Genomic DNA, 19,162 nt, shown 5'->3' on the forward strand with positions numbered 1-19,162 from the left:
GCCACCGGGCCGCTGCCATGTGGCAGAGCAGATGCGATGTCACGGATACGAAAGAGGAGTTCACATGGCTTCGGACAACAGCATCACGTTCGTCGGGCAGCTCACTGCCGACCCTGAGCTGCGGCACACCAAGAAGAAGATCGCGGTCGCGTCGTTCACCATCGCCCGCAACGATCGGTTCTTCGACAAGGAGTCCGAGGAGTGGGTGGACGGCGATCCGACGTTCCTGCGCTGCTCGCTGTGGCGGGAGTATGGCGAGAACTTCGCCGAGTCGGTCGGCAAGGGCGACCGCGTGTTCGTCACTGGCAAGCTCCAGCAGAACGAGTTCACCGACAAGGAGGGCAACGAGCGCATCACCCTCGAGCTGAACGTCGAGGAGGCCGGACCGGCGCTGCGGTTCGCCACCGCCGAGGTGACCCGCCGCAAGGGCAACGGCAACAAGTCCGGTGCCTCCAAGCCGAAGGCCAAGGCCAGCGCCTCCGCCAAGGCGGACTCCGGCGACGACGACTCGGGTGACGACGACTTCGACTTCTGACCCACCCGGTCCCGCGTCCGGCCGTCGGTGCCCCGCCCTACACACCATTGGGGAGCACCGGCGGCCGCACCTGTTCGACACCACCGAAAGGAGACCCCGGCGTGGAGGGTCGACGACGCGCACTGCGACTGGATCGCACCGGCTGGGTGACCGCCTGGTGGCTGTTGACCTCTCGGGCCGCCATCAACCTGGCCGTGGCGGCCGTTCTGGTTGTTCTCGTGGCCGGGCTGGTCTGGACCAAGCCCTGGCAGGCGCTGATCGAGGAGCGCGTGGTACGTCCCCGTACCTGTCGTGGTCACCGTCGACGCCGGCCAGGACAGCATGGCCCCCAGCGATGACTGGGGAGGGGCGCCCCGGCCCACTCAGGCACCTGACCAGGTCTCGGAGAAACAATGAACCCCGAACAGCTTCTGTCATCGATCCAAGCCGTTATCGGCCTGCTCCTGGATCACCCCTGGATCCTGCTGTCGATCGCCGTAGTCACGCTGGTAGCCCTCGGACTCGCCTCACCCGTCGGCGGAGCAACCGAGATCCGCGACCCGCGACGCACATTCACGGCCGCGGAGCGGCGAGAGGCGTTTGAACGGGCGGGCCTGCGCTGCGAGCACAAGCCCCTGCTCTGGCATCGCTGCACGAACACCCCCACCCAGGGCGACCACATCTACCCCTGGTCCAGAGGCGGGCGCACGGCCATGAGCAACCAGCAGGCCCTGTGCCCTTTCCACAACTCCCGCAAATCGGGCTCGGTGCCGACCCGGATGTACATCTTGCGGCTGCAACTGCGCCGTCGCCGCTACTTCCCAGGCGACGTCTCCCCGCGGGTCGAATGGCGCTTCAGCGCTGCGGGATGAGCAAGGAGGAAGTACCACGGCATGGATACAGAGACGGTCGTCTCCGCTGCTCAGCGCAATCGTGGCTGGTGTGCGAACCTCGTGGGTCGCCAGGCCTCTCGATGCACGTTGGGATCGACCTGGCGTTGGCCGAGGGGGTCCGGGACCTCGCCGTGAGGCTCCACATGTGGTCGGTTCTCCCCGGCATCGGCCATTCGGTCGATGAGTCTTTGTCGGAGGTGCCCGGTCACGTCCCTGTGCGAGGCCTGCCCGACGAGATTATGCAGTTCGTAGGGGTCGTGGTGTAGGTCGTACAGGGCGGTCTCCACGTAGTGGTCGCTCGAAGCTTGCTCCCAGGGGTCGGCGTCGGGAGCAGTGACGTAATACTTCCAGCGATGGGTCCGGAGGGCACGTCCTACCTCGGTCTCGCTGACCTGGATGAAGGCCTCCGCAGGCCAATCGGCGGCCGCTTCCCCGTCGGGATCGATCACTAGTGGCATCAGGGAGCGCCCCTGCATCGCGGTCGGCACCTCGAGTCCTGCGGCGTCGAGCAGGGTCGGTGGCAGGTCTATCGTGCTCACAGGTCGATCAATGCGACGACCTCCGCTGAGACCGGGGCCGGTCATGGCGAGAGGGACCCTGATCGAGGCGTCGTGGCAGGAGCGCTTGTACTCGGCGTTGCGGGTCTTGAAATGGCATCCGTGGTCCGAGGTGAACGCGATGATGGTGTTCTCCAAGAGTCCGGTGCTGCGCAGGGCATCGAGTAGACGCCCGAGGCCCTCGTCGACCCGCCGGATCTGCCCGAAGTAGCCTCCGATATGACGGTGGACCGTGGCGCCCTCGCCGGAGGCCAAGGCAGCCAGGTCCGGGGGTAGCCACCGGCCCTGATAGTGCTCGGCGTATCCAGTCGGTGCTGGAAAGGCGTCGATCTCGTTCTGGTGATGTGGCTCGATGACCGAGCAGAATAGGAAGAATGGTGCCCGTTGTTTGTCGGGCTCGTCTGGCCCGCCTGGGCCAGTTGTCGTGATGTCGACGCTCTGTGAGGGGTCCGTGTGGTCGGCGACGAACCGTATCGCTGCATCGAACAGTGCGTCGGACCGGTAGCCGGGCAGGCTGACGGGTTCGTCGTCGTCATCGAACATGATTGTTCGGTACGCGTCCGAGGTGAACTCAAGCGCGTCGGATCCGAGCCATGACTGGTAACCCCCACGTTGGCCGGTCGGCACCGGCTCTTGGCCTGCCAGATGCCATTTTCCGATGTAGCCGGTCTTGTACCCCGCAGCACCGAAATAATCGGCGAGGGTTCGCGAAGTCTTAGGTAACGGAACAGCGTTGCGGAAGCATCCGGTACGCGTGCCGTACTGCCCTGTCTGAATGGCCGCGCGAGCAGGTCCGCACACGGGATGTGGCGTGACCGCGTGGACGGCATGCGTCCCTGTCCGGGCAAGCTGGTCGAAGTTCGGGGTCAGGTCCAGCGGGTTACCGTGCACCCCGGTACTGTCCCAGCGTTGCTGATCGGTGAAGATGACGATCACGTTCGGTCGGTTGGAACTGTTGATAGGCAAGAAATCCTCTTTCATGTGACGGGATCGGCTTCGACGTCCTCCGTACGGAATTCGTTCCGGCTGTGCTTGCGGAACACCACGTAGGGGATAACGGTTCCGATCAGAACTGCGGCGGTGAGGAAAATGAACAGGGCGCGGGGGCCGGTCTCGAGGATCAGCGGGGTCACGAAGCCGAGTGCGGCCACGCACAGTTTGGAGATGCCGACGATGATGCCCTGCGCCGTGGTGCGGAGTAGCGTCGGGAATGATTCCTGCGCCCAAACTTTCTGGATGGGTTCGAACGCGAATGCTGCCATGAGCTGCATCATCAGGAGTTGGAAGACCAATGTGGTCAGCCCCACGCCGAAGATGGCCGGGACGGCGAAGCCGACCGTCCCGCCGATGGCGCCCGCCGCGAACCAGTTCATCCTGTGCTTCCCGTCGACCACCTTCATGAACACTAGGATCAGCGCGGCGCCGAGCAGTCCCGTTCCGATGCTGAGTGCAGAGTAGGCCGATACGGAGGCTCCGCCGACGTTGACGAACATGTAGGCCCCGAACTGGCCGTTGCTGTTGCCGGCGAAGCTCGTCAGCACGTTGAAAATCAACAGTGCGAGGAAGGGCACGAGGTAGGGCTTGCTGAATAGGACCCGCAGGCGCGCCTTGGCCTGGCTGGTGTGGTCCTGTTGAGTCTCCGCGCTCTGATGGGCCTGCTTCCACTGCTCAGACTCCGGGATGCCCAGACGGAACACGAACACGATCAGTGCAACCACGCCGACGTGGCCGAACATGATCTGACCGCCGAGGCGTCCGAGGTCTCCGACGATGACCCCAAACCCGTTGCTTGCCAGAATACCCGCGGTCCACAGGATCTGGGAGAAGCTGATGAGCCGACCACGGTTCTCGTTGCCTGCGGCTTCCGCGATGGTGGCAAGCGACACCGGCAGGTCTGCTCCGGTTCCGATACCCACCAGGATGATTCCGAACGCGAGCGCTTCGAACGTGGGTGCAAGCACGAGAGCTGCGGAGCCGATGACAACCACGACCATCGTCACGATGAACACCCGTTTGCGCCCGAACCGGTCGCCCAGTCGTCCTCCGGTGAACGACCCGAGGGCGATGCAGAGCGTGAGCATCGCCGACAAGGTGCCGATCTGCCCGGGGGTGAGACCGAGGGCTTCCTGGTAGATGACCAGTGCGGTCGCTGACGAAACGATCGCTGCAGCGTCGATATAGGAGGCCATTCCGTTGACCAGGGCGATCCACCACATACTTCTGGAGTGTTCGGTATTACTGGTGGTCACGACGAATACCTCCTCATCGAGCGTCGGATCCAGCGTCCATGCAAGCTCTGCCTTGCAAAACATCCATGGCCGCGTACAACGACCTGGACCTCGTTCCCGGGCTTCCTGTCGTGGCCCCAGTAATGCGAGTCCAACGCGGTCCGCTCTCGCCGTGAGGGGCTCGGACCAACGCAAGGTCTGAATCGTTCCAATCATGCTAGGAGTGGCTCATCGCGGAGTCAAAGGCAGGGGTAGTGACGCAGTTGAGGGCAACGACGGTAGCGGCCTCGATCTGCTCGCTCACGTGGCCTTCATCTTTGAAGTCTCCCTCACGGACTGGACGACGAACTGCCCGTCCTCGTCGCGGGTGATGGTGACGTTCAGGGCCCAGGACCCGGTGTTGGTGGGGTCGTAGGGGTCGACCCAGGTGCCGTGATACCCGATCTGGATCGGCCCGCCGCTTCCTGGTTCGGTGGTGTAGAACTGCGAGGTGATCTCGCTTTTCATCCCGTAGCGTCCGCTGCGTGACATCGGCGCCTTCACGTCGGTCGGCTCGACCATCAACGCGTCCAGGCGCTCCTGGCGCTCCTGGTCACTCTCTTCGGGGTTGACGGTGAGGACCTGGGTGATGACGTTCTCGCGGGTGGTGCGCAGCAGATCGCCACGCTGGGCCGGGGTGATCGGGGCGACCAGTTCTGCGGCGGGTCCGGGGTCTTCCTCGTCGCCGAGCATGGTCGGGGACCACACGAAGGAGTGGACGTTGTAGTCGAGATCCTTCTCGGGCAGGTTGGGTCGGGCGACGACGATCGAGTAGGCCTGGACGTCGCCGCCGCGGTAGGTGCCGTGGATGGTGAACGCGTGGGTCTCGTAGCTGTCGTCGGTGCTCTGGTCGACGTGCTCGATGCGCGGGTCGGTGATCTCCTCGACCAGGGAGGTGTCCACCCCGTCCAGGGAGGCGTGGAAGGTGGGGTCCGAAATGTCCTCGATGTCGCCCGGGTAGGTGGTCGCGAAGGCGAGGGCGACCTGTTCGGGGTCGGTGTAGTCGCCGGTTGCCTCGATCTGGTCGGCATCGTCGGTGGCGGAGGACCCCTCGCCCTCGTTGGGGTCACCTCCGGCGTCGGCGGGTTCCTTCTCGCCGCCGTCGGAGGGCATCACCGCGGTCCCGGGGCTGTCTGCGTCCTCGTCGCCGGGTTCATGGCCGACAACGGCCCAGACCACCGCCGCCAGCAGGGCGAGGCCGATCACGGCGATGACGATGATGGTGGTGCGCCGCACGGCGGCAGACATGGGCCCTCCTCATCCTTGGTAGGTGTCGATGTTGCGGTCGCGGTTCAGGCCGGAGGGGATGAACTCGATGTGCCAAAACTCCTCATCGTGGATGTACATGCCGTGCTTCAGCCCCAGCTCACGGATCTGCTTCCACCGCTCGAGCTGCGCCCCGGTACCCGGGTAGGAGCAAGCGTTCTCCGGGGTCTGCGTGGTGCCGCAGTTGTGCCGCGAATAGGAGGCCGGGAATCCGCCGATGTCGAAGGCCATGCCGAACTCGTGGTTGGACCAGCCGGGCCGCGCCGCACCGCCGGGCGAGCTCGCATACAGCGACTCCTGCTTGGCGTGGGAACGATAGGTGGAGGTGAAGGACAGGTCGATGCCAGCCTGTTTCGCCTCGTTCCAGAACGCCATGAACGCGGGGGCGATGGTGGCGTTCATGATGATCGGGTCGCCGCCGGTGTCGCTGGTCCCGTCGAGGGAGCACAGGCGCACTTGGACGCCGGTGCCCCTGTAATAGGCGTTGGTGGTGCCGTGGTCGCTGGTGCCGTCGGGGCAGGACAGGGACGCCGACGGCTTCGTCAGCGCAGCGATGTTCACGCAGCCCTCCGTGCCGCTGGGGCATTCGGCGACCTGCCCGGCCTGCCCGCTGGGGGCGATGGAGGATCCTCCGCAGTCAGCGCCGCTCGATGCTCCAGTGGCTGAGGCGACGTCCTCGGGGGTCATTGTGGCCGAGGGCGTATCCGTCCCGGTCTGTGCCTGGGTGCCGCCGGCATCGGGCACGGGCGATCCGGCGAACTTCTCGTAGAACGCTTCTGCGTTCGCGATCCGCTCGGACAGGGCGACCACCCCGGCGCGCTCGTACTTGGACTCGAACGATTCGGTAGCCTCGGCCACGGTGGTCGTGGCGGCCAGATGGTCTCCGGCTGCCTTCTCGGTTCCTTCCAGTTCGGAGATGATGTAGCGCAGCTGGAACAGCACCATGGTGTCGATGTCTTCTTGAGTCATCGATTCGGGCAGCTGGTCCATGCTCGGTGCGGCAACGTAGAACCGGTCACCGAGTTCAGCGATGACGGCGTCGCGGACCTTCGCGTGCCGGTCGGCGGTCCACTGCACCAGCCCCCACCCGGAGCTGACGTTGGGGGTGCCGGCGCTACCTTCGGCGATGAACGGATTGAAACCGGACTCGCGCTGGATGTTGCCCATCACCCCGGCGGTCTGCTCCTCGGTGTACCCGGCGCCGCGCAGGTAGTTCCAGGCCTTCTCCTCGATGCCCGAGCCGACCACCTGATCGGGCCCGGCCGCGGGCGTCGAGGTCTCGGTGCAGGTCTGGGAGAAGACCGCGGTCTGGCCGGTGGCCGGGACGATCGCCCCGGCAATGATCGCGGAGACGCTGGCGACGATGATCACCTGCGTCACCAGTGCGCAGGCGGTGAGGGCGGCGACGGCGACCAGCACGTACCGGAAGGCTTTGGTCTGGGCCAGGGTGGTGACGGCGGACCCTGCCGCACCGGCGATGGGGGCGCCGACCCCGGTTCCGGCGACGGCCGCGGTGGTCAGTGCTCCGGCACCGGAGGCTGCGACGTCCTGGGTGCCGCCGACGATGTCCCCTTTGCGGGCTTTCTGCGCTCCCCGCACGGCGCTGACGGCCATGTCGGATCCGCTGGCCTTCTTGATACCGGCCTCGGCGCCTTTCTGGGCGAGGGCCCTGCCGGTGCTGGGGCCGTCGGTCCCGGGAGCTTCGTTCTGGCCGGATCCGAGGTCGCCGGAGCCGGGCCCATCCAGCCCCTCCTCATCAGGCATGGGAACATCCCCGGTGTCGCCACCGGGGTGGGTGTGCTCATCGGCCATGGGGCACCTCCTCGCTGCGCCCCAGTGGGCGGGACAGTCGCGGGGCTGCGGTCAGAGGCCGCCGCGCACCATCGGCGGAGCCTGGAACCCGAAGTCGAACCCGTCCTCGTCCCCATCCGGGTCGGCCTCGAGCGCAGCCGGGTCCCCGTCGTCTGCCTGGTCCGGGTGGTCGTCCGTGACCGTGACATCCTGCTCGTCGGTCGAGGTCTCCGGCTCACCGTCACCCGTGCCGTCGTCAGTGTCCGTGCCTGCCTCACCCGGCTCGGCGGGCGGCTCGGGGACGTACAGCTGCGCCCCGGACTCATCGGTGATGTCTGTGATCAGCTCGCGGTAGGAGGCGCCGACCTCCGATTCGGCATCCAGCCCATGGACGTCAGCCACCACCTCGGCAACCTCCCCCCCAGCCAGGACCTCGCCCAGCGCCTCGATCAGCTCCCACGAGGTCTCGCCCAGGTCGGACAGGACGAGACGGCCCGTCGGCGTAGCGTCCGCCGCCGAGGCGGCCTCGAGTTCCTGCGCAGCCGAGGAAGTGGCCGGCGCACCGTCGGGTTCGGTGTCGCGGCTGATCCCCTCGTCCAGCTCGGGTTGCGGGGTCGGTTCGTCATCGGCGAGCAGTGTTCCGAGGTCGACCTCGCCCAGGTCCAGGTCGAGGTCCTCGACGACCGGGGCCGCCTCGACGGTCTCTTCGACGACGTCGACGAAGTCCTCCAGCGGCGCGACCTCGTAGCGCGGATCGGTCGGGTCGAGTACCCGCTGGGGTGGCACCGTCTCGGCGCCGGACTCGGTGAGCGCCTCGCGCAGCGTTTCGTTGTCCTCGTACCAGGCCTGCATCAGCATCGGGTGGGGAGCATTCAGCGGCTCGAACAGGCCCCGGCCGATGCGGGGCTCGGCGATCGGGTCGGCCTCCATGGGGTTGCGGAACGCGCTCATCCGATCGCCCTGGGTCATGTTGCCCAACGCCATCCGCGCCAGGTTCACCTTGAGGTCGGACCCCCCGGGCACCTTGTCCAGTGTCGATGAGGTGAGCTTCTGGGTGCCCAGGATCAGGTGGATGCCGACGAACCGGGCCTCCCGGGCGAGCTTGCCGACCATGCTGCCGACGATCGCGCGGGCATTGTTCTCCGCCTCGACCTCCAGCCGGGCGTGGTCAGCGGCCGGGTCCTCCGACTTCGGCGGCACCGAGGATTTGCCGATCAGGGAGGTGAACTCGTCGATCACCACCACGATCCGCGGCGGCCGCTCCTGCTCGGGCAGCTTCCCGATCTTGACCTCGCCGTGCCGTCCGAGCAGGGTCTTGCGGCGTTCTAGCTCCCCGTAGAGAGCTTTGAGGGTGGAGGCGGCCTGGTACACGTCGGCGGCGAATGGCGCGATCGCCCACTCCTTCGCGAACAGGAAGTCGTACCCGCCCTTGGTGGGATCGATGATCGCCACATCGCAGCCGGCCCGGATCAGACCATGCAGCTGCGTGGAGATCGCGGCGGACTTGCCGCTGCCCGTGCTGCCGACGATCAGCAGGTGCGGGTTCTCTTCGAGGTCGAAGATCATCTGCTCACCGAGGGCGTTCACGCCGAACGGGACCGTGCTGTCGGTGATGTCGTCGAAGGGGATGCCGATATTCTCGGGCAGGGGGTCGTGCTCGGAGGTGAACAGCCGCACCGAGGATGCGCCGTGCTTGCGCACGTCCAGGAGCTCCACACCCAGGTTGGAGCGGAGCTTCTCGCGGTTGCCGCGGACCTTCGCCGCATCCACACCCGGCGGCAGGTCGAAGTCGAGGACCTCCACCTGGTCGTTGGACTTGAGCCGCTCGAGTTTCGTCAGGGTCGGGACGGCGCCGGAGGTGTTGGTGATGGTCGAATCGACGAACGCCTGGTCGAAGTCGACACGGCGGACCTCCACGTCCGCGCCGCGCCGCAGCCGCGCCCCGTCACCGGGGTCGCCGATGAACAGCCTCACCTGGCCGTCGGCGGCGGACTGGATCCGCATCCAGGGGCAGGCCAGTTGGGAGCGGATCGCGTCGGCCTTCTTGCGCACATCCACCAGCGTGGTGCCGCCGTGCAGGCGGATCGTGACCTTCCAGGCATGCTTCGAGGAGGCCGGGACGGTCAGCGGCTCGGCCTCGACAATCTCCGGCTTCGGCAGCTTGACCGCGGCGGCCCGGAACGCGGAGTTGACCAGATGGGCGAGCACCCACGCCGGTCCGCTGGTCGCCACCGGAGCCGGGCTGTCCTCGGGGGTAACGTCCTGCGGAGTGGTGGGGACCGGCTGGGTCGACCAGCGCACGACGAACAGGTGCGGATGCCGGGAACCCTGCCCTTCCTTCTCAGCGGGCCAGCCGACGAGCGAGACCATCTGCGCGGCCGTGATCGAGGTGCGCATCCCCTTCTCGAAATCCTTGCCCTTGGGATCGATGTAGGTCTCCCCGGCATCGAGCCCCGTCTTGGTGGCGAACAACTGCTCATGCAGCACCAACGGTTCGCGGGAGAAGCGCTGCGGCAGTTCGGCGTCGCGGGTGATCTCGAACCGGGTCGTCGGCGCCTGCGCACCCTGGGGCAGGGCCTGCTCCCACCGCTGCTCCCACTCGATCTCGCCCTGCACGTTACGGACCTTGACCAGATCGAGCCCGGACTCATCGGTGTACCGGGCGTCCTCGGACAGGGGGTCTCCGAACAGGATGTAGCCGTCGCGGCGTTCGACGACGGCATCGACCTCGACGCTCTCGGTGTCGATGACGGCGGAGGCCTCAGCCGCGATCGACGCGTGCTCGGCCTGGACCGACCCCCACGGGGGTGTGGGGATCCCGGGCATCGCCCAGGTCGTGTGCCAGATCGCCAGCGGCGAGTCCTCCGGCGTCACGAATCCGGGTGCCGGGACGCCGCGCAACCACCGCCACACCGCCACCAGCGGCGAGGGGCGCGGCACGTCCACGGGCTCCTCGAGGCTGGCCTCCAGCTCCTGGATCTGCTCCGCGTCCGCGTCCTCGGAGAGCCCCTCGATCCGGGCCCGGACACGCTGCTCCCGTTTCGCGGTCAGACCGGGCAGTCGCGGGTCGACCTTCGCCGGCAAGTCGGCCACCTGGGTCGCCTCGAGAAGCACCATCCGGTTGACGCCGACCGCGTCCAGGGCGCGGGCCATCGCCGCCTCGAGCGCGAGATCGCGGGAGACCGTATCGAGGTCGGGGTCCAGCAGGTTCGGAAACGACCCCTCGGGCCACTGCACGATCCGCGCCCGCAACTGATGCGCGGTCCCGGCCACCGGCTCCCCGGCAGCGTCGAGGTTCGGGCTGGCCAGCACGTCGATACGGGTCGAGGGATCCCCGTAGGCAGCCGAGAGCAGTTCGGCCCGGTCCTGGAGCCCGGCGGCCATCAGCTTCGGCGGCGCATCGACGACATCGATGATCGCCCCGCACGGCGCCACGGTCCGCTCCACGATGCGCGGCGTGCCCTCCTTGGCGGCGAACACCTCGGCGAACCGCGGCTCCCAGTCGGCCTCGGCCTGCTTCACCCGCCGCCACCGGGCCAGCCCGATCCGCGACAGGGAAGCGCCGAGCGCAAGGTTCAGGCCAAGCACGGTCCCGGCGGCCATGCCGACCCGGCGCCAGGAGCCCTCGTCCTGGCCCAGCTGCTCCAGTCCCCACCCGGCAGCCCAGGCCCCGGCGACCGCCACCAGCGGGGCGATGAGCAGAGCCGGACGTGCGGGGGAGGACCACAGCTTCCGCAGCGAGGCGACGGAGACGGTGACGTCCGGGCGGGACGCGAACCGCTGCAGCAGGGTGGACGCGGCCGTCAGCACGTGGTGGACCAGCACTCCGGAGCTGACTGCGACCCACCCCGGCATCTCGATCACCGGCGCATCCCACCCCACCACGGACCCGGCCGCACCGAGCACCATGGTCGGCACCTGCCCGGACAGCGGCAGCGACGCCACCAACGCCCCCACCGCCAGGGAGACGAAGAACGCCTTGCGCGGCGGGAACCCCGGCCACACGAACCTCCATCCCCACAGGTTCGCCAGCAACAGGGCATTACGGATGTCCAGCCAGATCCGGTGCTGGAACACCAGCAGCTCTTCACGGGAGTTGTCCGGAGTGCCCTTCGGCCCGGTCAGCACCGGTGCCGGATGACACGACGCCGTTGCCAGCACACCGGCGACGGCCACCCACCCCGCGGGCAGGCCGAAGACCATCGCAGCAACCGTGGCCACCGCCGTCGCCACCAGCAGGGCGCCGGTGAAGTTCGCGGAGGGCTTGTCGTACTTCTGAACCATCCAGGGTCAGTCCTTGTCAGCTCGAGCGCAGCAGCGGGTACAGGGCGGCGGTGAGGTCCGGGTCGGTGGGCTCATCCGGCACCCGGGATCGGATCCGCCGGAGCAGTGCCTGCGCGCGGATCGCGTCAGCTCCGGGAATGTGCAAGAAGGTGACAGACAGCCACCCGTCACGGGAGGCTTCGACCGACACCACGGGCCGTCTGACCAGGGCGCGCGGGATATGCGCGGCGATGCGCTGCTGGATCATCGCCATCGTGGCCCGGTCAGCGTGCTCGACCTTCGACAGCCAGCGGAACGAGGTCCCATCCAGCGTCCAGTAGAAGCCCGGCCGCCACCGTTTCGCGTCGATGATCAGGGCGACCGTGCCGCCGGTGACGATGTGGTCGATGTTCGCCTTGACCCCGCGGGCGGGGACATCCAGGTCGTGCCACACGTCCCGCTGCGACTCGACCGTGATCCGATCCAGCACCCGGCCCGTGGACTCCTCGCCGGCGCGACCGGTCTTCGCGGCATCGGTACCGAGGTCCTCGACGGACCCGCCGGCGATGCCGTAGACGGTGCCGCTCACCAGATGATCCCGACCAGGATCGACCCGCCGACCAACACCAGCAGCACGAACAGGGCGATCTTCACCCCCGTGCCGCTCAGCGCCTCAGCGAGGTCTTCGGAGTCTTTCTCGAACCGTGGTCCGCGCCCCAGCCCCATCGTGTCCACCTCTCATCGGGTACGTCGTCACGTCGATGAGTGGGCGGGGAGTTGCCGTCGTAGGACAAGGAGAGAAAAACCTAGAGATCCTTCTATGTTCGTCAAGACCGAACCCGCACACCGTCCAGCAGTACCCCGACGTCGACGCAGCATCGAGCCTTCCCGCCGGCCGATTTCGAGCTGGGTCGCGATCGCGTCCCCGATCCACCAGTGGTGGCGCGGCGTTCGCCTACTTCGACATCGGGAACGATGGTCTTCAGGAGGCGTAGTCGATGCCGGTCATCATGCCGACCTCCTGGTGGTACGTGTTGTGGCAGTGCGCTGCCCAGCGGCCTGGATTGTCTGCATCGAAGTCGAGGGCGAACGATTCCATGGGCGCCAACATCAGGGTGTCCTTCCGAAGTCCCGACGGCAGGGCGAAGGTGTGGCCGTGGATGTGCAGGGGGTGGCTCATCATCGTCTGGTTGGTCGCGATGATTCGTACCCGCTGTCCCTCGCGGATGCTGAGCGGAGTGTTCTGCCCGTAGGGCGCTCCGTTGATGGCCCACTGGTACGGCCGCATCGAGCCTTGGAATGCGAGCTCGAGCTCGGTGTCGACGGCGCGGTCCTCGAGTCGTGCGGTCTCGGCCGGTTCCAGGGTGGATCCGATGAGGACCTCCCCGTCGAGTTCCGGTACCTGGACGTCCGGAGCGGGCACATCCCCGGCACCAGTTTTCAGCACCGCGAGTCCCTGGCCGCCGCTGGTCTTCCCGACGGGCCGGGCCACCAGGGGGAACGTGCCGTCCTTCACGGTGACCACCACGTCGTATCGTTCGCCCATGCCGAGGTAGAGCGCCTTGGCGGTGACTGGCTCGACGGGGAACCCGTCCGAGTGGGTGACGGAAAGATCGTGGTCTCCGAGCGCGAGGGCGAAGATGGTGTCGGCGGAGGCGTTGATCAGGCGGATGCGCACGCGCTGGCCGGGCTTCGCCTCGAAGATCTCCGGTGCTTCGGGAACCCGTCCGTTGAGGAGGAAGTGGGGGTAGGCCACGTCACCGGCGTCACCCCAAGGCTTCTCGCCCATCGGCATACCGCCGTGGTCCATGCTCCCGGCCTCACCGTCGGCGGGTTCGTCGCTCATGGGCATGCCGCCGTGGTCCATACCGCCGCCATCCGAGGGCCCGGCGCTGGTCAGCGCGGCCAGGATCTCATCGGGGGTCTGCCCGGTTCCATCGATCCAGTCATCGAGGGTCACGATCCATTCCGCGTCGTAGTCTCCGGGTTCGTCGGGGTCGTCGATGATCAGCGGGGCGTAGAGCCCGCGGTCGAGCTGCAGGCCGACGTGGGAGTGGAGGAAGTAGGTGCCGGGGTCGGGGGCGACGAATTCGTAGGTGAAGGAGGTATCCGGTTCGACCGGGTCCTGGGTCATCCCGGGCACCCCGTCGGCGGCGTTATGCAGTCGGATGCCGTGCCAGTGGATCGTGGAGGTCTCGGGCAGGCGGTTCTCGAGCGTGATGCGCAGCAGGTCGCCTGCGGTGGCGCGGATCAGCGGCCCGGGGAGGCTCTCCCCGTACGCCCAGGTCGGTAGGGTCTTCCCTCCCAGATCCACAGTCGTCCCAGCCGCGGTGAGGGTCTGGGTGACGACGTTCTGACCGGCGTTCGGAGTCAGTGCAGGAGGCGGGGCGAAGCCTCCAACTTGGGTCGGAGCGGTGCGGTCGCCGCATGCCGCGAGCGTGAGCGCTGCCGCGCCGAGGCCTCCGGTGAACATGGTGCGGCGGGAGATGCTCTTCACAGGTGCAGTCCTTCAGGAGGGAGGGGTGGTGTCAGTGTCGAAAGGCGTCCAGGACCAGTTGTCGCCGTTGTTCGAACTCGTCGACCGAGATCTCTCCTCGAGCCAGACGCAGGGAGAGTTCTCCGATCGCCTCGTTCTCGTCCCGAGGGCGTCGAGGACGCCCGGGCAGCACAAGGCGTGACAGCAGCAGTGCCGAGGCCCAAAGGAGAACGAGGAGACCTGCGACCATCGTCCACATCAGCCACGACATTGCATCGGTCGGGATCATCGAGGGTCTCCTTGGTGAGTCGAGGTCCTACGCGACACGGTCCCCACTAGGCTCCCCCGGGACGGACGAAGTTCTCGTCGAGAGTTCCTCAAGATCTGGTCCAGATCCTCCGTGAAACCTTCCACATCCCCTCGGTGTCCAGGATCGGAGACCAGACTGGAGCCCATGAGCAGTGAAGCGGATCGAGCCGCAGCGATGGTTCTCGTCGTCGAGGACGAAACCGCACTGTCGGACGTGGTCCAGGCGTACCTGGCGAAGGCCGGCTACGCCACTTTGAGCGCGCGGAGCGGTCCGGAGGCGGTGGAGCTGGCCCGCACCATGGCGCCGGACGTGATCATCCTCGATCTCGGGTTGCCGGGACTCGACGGTCTGGAGGTGATGCGGAGGATCCGCGCGTTCTCCGACTGCTACGTGCTGATCACGACGGCGCGGACCGAGGAGGTAGATCGACTTGTCGGACTGTCGGTGGGCGCGGATGACTACCTCACCAAGCCGTTCAGCGTGCGTGAGCTCGTCGCCCGGGTCCAGGCCGTACTGCGCCGGCCTCGCGTCGAATCCGGGACTGTGTCTTCGATGACGGTGCGCACGTTCGGAGAGCTCGAGATCGACACGACCGCGCAGGAGGTGCGCCTCTCCGGCCGGGCGATCCCGCTAACCCCCACCGAGAGGGGGCTCCTGATGACGTTGGCGCACCGTCCCGGCCAGGCCTTCAGTCGCAGACAGCTGATGGAGGCCGTCTGGGGCGACAGCTGGATCGGAGATGACCATCTCGTCGATGTGCACATCGCCAACCTCCGACGAAAGCTCGACGAGTCGGCGGAGTCCGCACGGTTCGTGGCCACGGTGCGCGGTATCGGATACCGGATGGGAAAGGGATGAGCTCGTGACCGCCCGCAGTACTTCTCCTCGAACGGCTCGGCCCGGCACCAGCTTGGCCTCCCGGCTGATGATCGGACAGCTCATCGTGCTGCTGGCCGGGGCGCTCACCATCACGGTCCTGACAGTGATCATCGGGCCCGCAGTCTTCCACTACCACCTGCTCCAGACCGATCTCCCCGTGGGCAGTGCCGAGCTCGTCCATATCGAGCGCGCCTACCGTGATGCGCTCGCCCTCGCCCTCGGGGTCGGACTGGTGGTCGCCCTCCTGGCCGCGGGACTTGTCACCTGGAACCTGGCGCGACGACTCCGTCAGACGCTTCACGGCCTCACCACGGCTGTCGATGAACTGTCCCGTGGCCATTACTCCACGCGCGTGCCCTCCGTCGGGGCCGGGACCGAGCTGGACTCTCTGGCCGCCACGCTCAACGACATGGCTGCACGCCTGGATGCCGTCGAGGAGACGCGACGCCAACTGCTCTCCGATCTCGCCCATGAGCTGCGCACTCCCATCGCCACCCTCTCGGCACATCACGAGGCGATGGCCGATGGTGTCATCGAGCCGGAGGCGACCATGCCCATCCTCGCCGGCCAGACCGTGCGACTGTCACGGTTGGCCGACGACATCAGTGAGGTGTCCCGGGCCGAGGAGGGCCAGCTTCCGCTACAGCTGCACCCCCTCGCCGTCGATGACCTGCTGGCATCAGCACTGAAGGAATGGGAGGAACGGTTCGAGACGGCGGGTGTGGCATTACGACGAGAAACGGCCCTGCCCGACTCCGTGGCGATCCACGCGGACCCGGACCGCCTCGCCCAAGTCCTCGGGAACCTGCTGAGCAATGCTCTGCGGCACACTTCCCCCGGAGGCGCCGTCACGCTCTCGGCAACCACACACGGCAGCACAGTGGAGATCGCGGTCGCGGATGACGGCGAAGGGTTCACCGCTGAGGACCGGTCTCGCCTGTTCGAACGCTTCTTCCGCGCCGACAGCTCACGCACCCGTGAGAACTCCGGCTCAGGCATCGGCCTGACGATCAGTCGCGCCCTCCTCGATGCGCACGGTGGGACCATGACCGCCGCCAGTGAGGGGCCGGGACGGGGAGCCACCTTCACCATCCGGTTGCCCCGCGCGATCGCTGACCGCTGACACTGCCCCGCGCGGCGGGCTCAATCCCTCAGACGATCGTGGTGAAGTTGCCGATCCGCACCTGCAGCATAGCCATCCACTGCTCCCACACCCCGGAGACCAGCAGGAGTCCGATGGCGATGAGCACGGAGCCACCGACGATCTGGAGCGTGCGGCGATGCCGGGACAGCACCCTGGAGATGCCCAGGGCGCGCCGGAACACGAGGGCGAAGAGGATGAACGGGATCCCGAGCCCGATCGCATAGCCGAACGCGAGGAGAGCGCCGCGACTGGCGGACGCCTCCCCGAGGCTGAGCGCCGCGACCGCGGCGAACGTCGGACCGATGCACGGGGTCCAGGAGAAACCGAACGTGATCCCGAGCAGCGGGGCACCGGCGAGCCCGGCATCGGGGCGCTTCCGGATCCTCTTCTCACCGGAGAGGCGGGGGAAGATTCCCACGAACACCAGACCCATGAGGATGACCAGCACCCCGGAGATCCGATTGATCGCGCTCGTGTACTGGATCACCAAAGACCCGAGTGCACCGACGAACCCACCGATGACCAGGAACACCGCAGTGAAGCCCGCGACGAACAACACAGCACCGACGACCAGACGCCACGGGCGCTCCTCGGGGTCGCCGGTGCGACGCGGCCCGGCGTTCTGTCCGGTGAGCCCGGTGATGTATCCGAGGTAGCCGGGGACCACCGGGAGCACGCACGGCGAGAGGAACGCGACCAGACCGGCCACCATCGACAGGAGCAGGGCTGCGGCCACGGGTCCGCTCAGTACGGTGGTGGCGAACAGTTCGCGCATCAGGCGACCTCCGCCAACACGGTGTCCAGGAGACTCTCGAGAGTGCTCTGATCGGCCGCGCCCGCGATCCGCGCGGCGACTCGTCCCTCAGCATCCAGGATCAATGTCGTGGGGACGGCGTTGGGCGAGACGCTGCCGTCCATGGACGCGATCACCGCGCCGTCGGGGTCAGGGATCGAGGGATAGGTGATGCCGAAGGTCTCCTCGAACGCGGCGGCCGGCCCGGCCTCGTCGCGGGTGTTCACGCCCACGAACCCCACTCCCAGGGCGCTGTACTCGGAGTGCGCGGCCTTCAGCGCCGGTGCTTCGACCCGGCATGGCGGACACGACGCGTACCAGACGTTGATCAGCAAGGGCGCACCGCGCAGGGCCGTGGAGTCGAAGTCGTCGCCGTCGTAGGTGGTTCCCTGGATCGCCAGAGGATCGGCGCGACCCTCCGGGGGGATCTCGACGATGACGCCATCGCCGGATACGTACCCGGCGTTCGCCTCACTCGCCGCCTCCGAGGAACCGCTGCATGCCGCAAGAAGGGGCGCAAGGACGAGCAGGCTCCCGCCCAGCCGCAGCGTGGCCCGTCGGCTCGGGCCGGGCCGGGTCCCGCTCCGCGCAGCGGGGTGGGCCATCGAGTGCCAGAAGGCGGGACGGGTGCTTCGTCCTCTCACGTCAGCTGGAGACTGGTCAGACACGTCAGATCATCCTCCGCCTGGGTCGAGATGGACGCGGTCCCGGTGTAGTCCTCGAGGGTGCACGTGAGCTCCGCGGTAATCCCGCGCGGCAGCCAGAGACCGACGAACCCGTTGTCGTGCGTGGTGCGAGTGCCCTCCTCGACGGTCTCGCCCGAGCCGCTGTCGACCATGCTCACTGTGATCTCGCGGCTGCGCAGCTCCCCACGGCACGTGGTCAGGCTGTGGAAGGCGCACTCGTGCGTGGACTCCACGAACGGGGCCACCGACAGGTAGAACTGGTCCTCGGGGAGGGGCAGCTCGGCCTCGCGCCCTGCATCGTCTCGGAGTTGGACAGACGTCGCGGTGACGCTGGCGATCAGGTTCTGCGGTCGCTCAGCCACCGGGAGTGCTTCGAGCTGGTCGATGATCTCGTGCGGGTCGGCGTCTGCGAGACCATGCTCCTGGAGCAGCTTCTCGCCACCCGTGACCGAAGCGGTCTCAGATCCGTTGCTGCCGCAACCGGCGATCACGAGCGGGAGCAGGCCGGTACCGATCAAGAGCGATCGCCGGGGCAGTCGCACAGTGCGACGACGGGGACCACCCCTGGAGGAGGCGCGCGCACGTGGAGGGCTCGACGGGTTCGTCATCAGGCAGGCTCGATCTCGCTCTCGACGACCCACTTGTGGTTCGTCATCATCATCCCGTCCGCCTCGTAGTCGACCATGTACACGGTCTCGTCGGTGGCGCTGTCGATGGTGGCGTCAGCACCCTCCATGCCCGCCATGTGATCGGCGGTGATGACCACCTCGGTGCCCTCCGCCAGCGGCGCCTCGCCCGGGTTCTCGAGCTCCTCGTGGACGACCCACTTGTGGTCGGTGACCGGCTCGCCGCCATCGGTCGGCGTGAAGCTGACCGAATACGTCGTGGTGTCGAAGGCGCCGGAGATCGTCGCAGTCGCGCCCTCCATGCCCTCCATGTGATCCGCCGTGAGCGTCACCTCCGTGCCGACGGGGAACTCGGGGTCCTCGGCAGGGGCGATCCCTTCGGGCGCTGGGCCGCCATCCATCGGGTGCTCCATGCCGCCGTGGCCGCCGCCATCGGACGCCTCCGACGCTTCTGACCCGCCCGATGTCTGACCGTCGTCAGACCCGTTGTCGGTGCATCCGGCAAACACAATCGCACCGGTGATGACGACAGCCGCAAGACGGCCGAAAGAACGACGAGAACGCATAATTTCTCCTAGTCAGAGGACACTTTGCGCCAGCCTACGACCCGCAGGTCAAGGTCTCCTCAAGGTCAGATCTTGGTTTCTTGACCGCAGCGTTGACCAGTCAGCCCGCACTGCCTCCGAACGCACGGTCT

Annotated in this window: 18 protein-coding genes; 5 read left to right on the forward strand and 13 right to left on the reverse strand. The window is 67.3% G+C overall.

Going from position 1 to position 19,162, the window contains the following annotated elements; genetic code table 11:
- Window positions 1-64: 64 nt before the first annotated feature.
- The 3 genes from ssb to BH708_RS02790 all read left to right on the forward strand — a co-directional run bounded on the left by ssb (window position 65) and on the right by BH708_RS02790 (window position 1,386).
- Entirely contained in the window at window positions 65-535 is a 471-nt protein-coding gene (ssb, locus tag BH708_RS02785) for a single-stranded DNA-binding protein (protein ID WP_076806432.1), read from the forward strand.
- 101 nt (window positions 536-636) lie between these two features.
- Window positions 637-873, forward strand: a complete 237-nt coding sequence (locus BH708_RS19710; RefSeq protein WP_157235688.1) for a hypothetical protein — start codon at window positions 637-639, stop codon at window positions 871-873.
- Window positions 874-927: 54 nt separating this feature from the next.
- Window positions 928-1,386 (forward strand): HNH endonuclease, encoded by a 459-nt coding sequence (locus BH708_RS02790; RefSeq protein WP_076806433.1) that lies wholly within the window; start codon window positions 928-930, stop codon window positions 1,384-1,386.
- 50 nt (window positions 1,387-1,436) lie between these two features.
- Here BH708_RS02790 and BH708_RS02795 read toward each other — a convergent pair whose 3' ends face one another.
- The 9 genes from BH708_RS02795 to BH708_RS02830 form a co-directional block, all read right to left on the reverse strand.
- Window positions 1,437-2,945, reverse strand: coding sequence for a sulfatase-like hydrolase/transferase (locus BH708_RS02795; protein ID WP_076806435.1), 1,509 nt, complete (start codon window positions 2,943-2,945; stop codon window positions 1,437-1,439).
- Entirely contained in the window at window positions 2,942-4,213 is a 1,272-nt protein-coding gene (locus tag BH708_RS02800) for an MFS transporter (protein ID WP_172805730.1), read from the reverse strand. Before BH708_RS02800 ends, BH708_RS02795 begins: the two co-directional genes overlap by 4 nt.
- Window positions 4,214-4,492: 279 nt before the next feature.
- On the reverse strand, window positions 4,493-5,479 hold the full coding sequence (locus BH708_RS02805; RefSeq protein ID WP_076806437.1) for a hypothetical protein: 987 nt from the start codon (window positions 5,477-5,479) through the stop codon (window positions 4,493-4,495).
- Between the two features lie 9 nt (window positions 5,480-5,488).
- Window positions 5,489-7,309, reverse strand: a complete 1,821-nt coding sequence (locus tag BH708_RS02810) for a phage tail tip lysozyme (RefSeq protein WP_076806439.1) — start codon at window positions 7,307-7,309, stop codon at window positions 5,489-5,491.
- A 51-nt stretch (window positions 7,310-7,360) separates the two neighbouring features.
- Window positions 7,361-11,572: an FtsK/SpoIIIE domain-containing protein gene (locus BH708_RS02815; RefSeq protein WP_076806441.1), complete on the reverse strand. Its 4,212-nt coding sequence runs from the start codon at window positions 11,570-11,572 to the stop codon at window positions 7,361-7,363.
- Window positions 11,573-11,588: 16 nt separating this feature from the next.
- Window positions 11,589-12,140, reverse strand: coding sequence for a nuclease-related domain-containing protein (locus tag BH708_RS02820; RefSeq protein ID WP_076806442.1), 552 nt, complete (start codon window positions 12,138-12,140; stop codon window positions 11,589-11,591).
- Complete coding sequence (locus BH708_RS19715) at window positions 12,137-12,286, reverse strand: hypothetical protein (RefSeq protein ID WP_157235695.1); 150 nt, start codon at window positions 12,284-12,286, stop codon at window positions 12,137-12,139. Before BH708_RS19715 ends, BH708_RS02820 begins: the two co-directional genes overlap by 4 nt.
- A gap of 247 nt (window positions 12,287-12,533) precedes the next feature.
- Entirely contained in the window at window positions 12,534-14,048 is a 1,515-nt protein-coding gene (locus BH708_RS02825; protein WP_076806444.1) for a multicopper oxidase family protein, read from the reverse strand.
- A gap of 31 nt (window positions 14,049-14,079) precedes the next feature.
- Window positions 14,080-14,316: an SHOCT domain-containing protein gene (locus BH708_RS02830; protein ID WP_076806447.1), complete on the reverse strand. Its 237-nt coding sequence runs from the start codon at window positions 14,314-14,316 to the stop codon at window positions 14,080-14,082.
- A gap of 165 nt (window positions 14,317-14,481) precedes the next feature.
- On the opposite strand from BH708_RS02830, the gene BH708_RS02835 reads away from it, so the two are divergent.
- Window positions 14,482-15,195 (forward strand): response regulator transcription factor, encoded by a 714-nt coding sequence (locus BH708_RS02835; protein ID WP_076806448.1) that lies wholly within the window; start codon window positions 14,482-14,484, stop codon window positions 15,193-15,195.
- A 67-nt stretch (window positions 15,196-15,262) separates the two neighbouring features.
- The gene (locus BH708_RS02840) at window positions 15,263-16,339 is read left to right on the forward strand and encodes a cell wall metabolism sensor histidine kinase WalK (RefSeq protein ID WP_076810711.1); all 1,077 of its coding nucleotides are present in this window, start codon (window positions 15,263-15,265) and stop codon (window positions 16,337-16,339) included.
- Window positions 16,340-16,367: 28 nt separating this feature from the next.
- Here the strand turns inward: BH708_RS02840 and BH708_RS02845 are convergent, their stop codons facing one another.
- From BH708_RS02845 to BH708_RS02860, 4 genes are read right to left on the reverse strand one after another with little or no spacing between them, the layout of a single operon-like run.
- On the reverse strand, window positions 16,368-17,135 hold the full coding sequence (locus tag BH708_RS02845; RefSeq protein ID WP_076806450.1) for a cytochrome c biogenesis CcdA family protein: 768 nt from the start codon (window positions 17,133-17,135) through the stop codon (window positions 16,368-16,370).
- Window positions 17,135-17,758 carry a TlpA disulfide reductase family protein gene (locus tag BH708_RS02850; RefSeq protein WP_076806452.1) on the reverse strand — a complete coding sequence of 208 codons (624 nt, stop codon included), beginning with the start codon at window positions 17,756-17,758 and terminating at the stop codon, window positions 17,135-17,137. Before BH708_RS02850 ends, BH708_RS02845 begins: the two co-directional genes overlap by 1 nt.
- Before the next feature lie 35 nt (window positions 17,759-17,793).
- Window positions 17,794-18,447, reverse strand: a complete 654-nt coding sequence (locus BH708_RS20495) for a CueP family metal-binding protein (protein WP_256386307.1) — start codon at window positions 18,445-18,447, stop codon at window positions 17,794-17,796.
- The gene (locus tag BH708_RS02860) at window positions 18,447-19,031 is read right to left on the reverse strand and encodes a YdhK family protein (protein WP_076806455.1); all 585 of its coding nucleotides are present in this window, start codon (window positions 19,029-19,031) and stop codon (window positions 18,447-18,449) included. Before BH708_RS02860 ends, BH708_RS20495 begins: the two co-directional genes overlap by 1 nt.
- Between the last annotated feature and the right edge of the window lie 131 nt (window positions 19,032-19,162).

Origin of the sequence: Brachybacterium sp. P6-10-X1, assembly GCF_001969445.1 — a bacterium.
Classification (GTDB): Bacteria; Actinomycetota; Actinomycetes; order Actinomycetales; family Dermabacteraceae; genus Brachybacterium.

Coding starts and splice junctions, on each gene's coding strand:
- ssb (WP_076806432.1), top strand. CDS start 65: ATGGCTTCGGACAACAGCATCACGTTCGTCGGGCAGCTCACTGCCGAC.
- BH708_RS02790 (WP_076806433.1), top strand. CDS start 928: ATGAACCCCGAACAGCTTCTGTCATCGATCCAAGCCGTTATCGGCCTG.
- BH708_RS02795 (WP_076806435.1), bottom strand. CDS start 2,945: ATGAAAGAGGATTTCTTGCCTATCAACAGTTCCAACCGACCGAACGTG.
- BH708_RS02805 (WP_076806437.1), bottom strand. CDS start 5,479: ATGTCTGCCGCCGTGCGGCGCACCACCATCATCGTCATCGCCGTGATC.
- BH708_RS02810 (WP_076806439.1), bottom strand. CDS start 7,309: ATGGCCGATGAGCACACCCACCCCGGTGGCGACACCGGGGATGTTCCC.
- BH708_RS02815 (WP_076806441.1), bottom strand. CDS start 11,572: ATGGTTCAGAAGTACGACAAGCCCTCCGCGAACTTCACCGGCGCCCTG.
- BH708_RS02830 (WP_076806447.1), bottom strand. CDS start 14,316: ATGATCCCGACCGATGCAATGTCGTGGCTGATGTGGACGATGGTCGCA.
- BH708_RS02835 (WP_076806448.1), top strand. CDS start 14,482: ATGAGCAGTGAAGCGGATCGAGCCGCAGCGATGGTTCTCGTCGTCGAG.
- BH708_RS02840 (WP_076810711.1), top strand. CDS start 15,263: ATGATCGGACAGCTCATCGTGCTGCTGGCCGGGGCGCTCACCATCACG.
- BH708_RS02845 (WP_076806450.1), bottom strand. CDS start 17,135: ATGCGCGAACTGTTCGCCACCACCGTACTGAGCGGACCCGTGGCCGCA.
- BH708_RS02850 (WP_076806452.1), bottom strand. CDS start 17,758: ATGGCCCACCCCGCTGCGCGGAGCGGGACCCGGCCCGGCCCGAGCCGA.
- BH708_RS20495 (WP_256386307.1), bottom strand. CDS start 18,447: ATGACGAACCCGTCGAGCCCTCCACGTGCGCGCGCCTCCTCCAGGGGT.
- BH708_RS02860 (WP_076806455.1), bottom strand. CDS start 19,031: ATGCGTTCTCGTCGTTCTTTCGGCCGTCTTGCGGCTGTCGTCATCACC.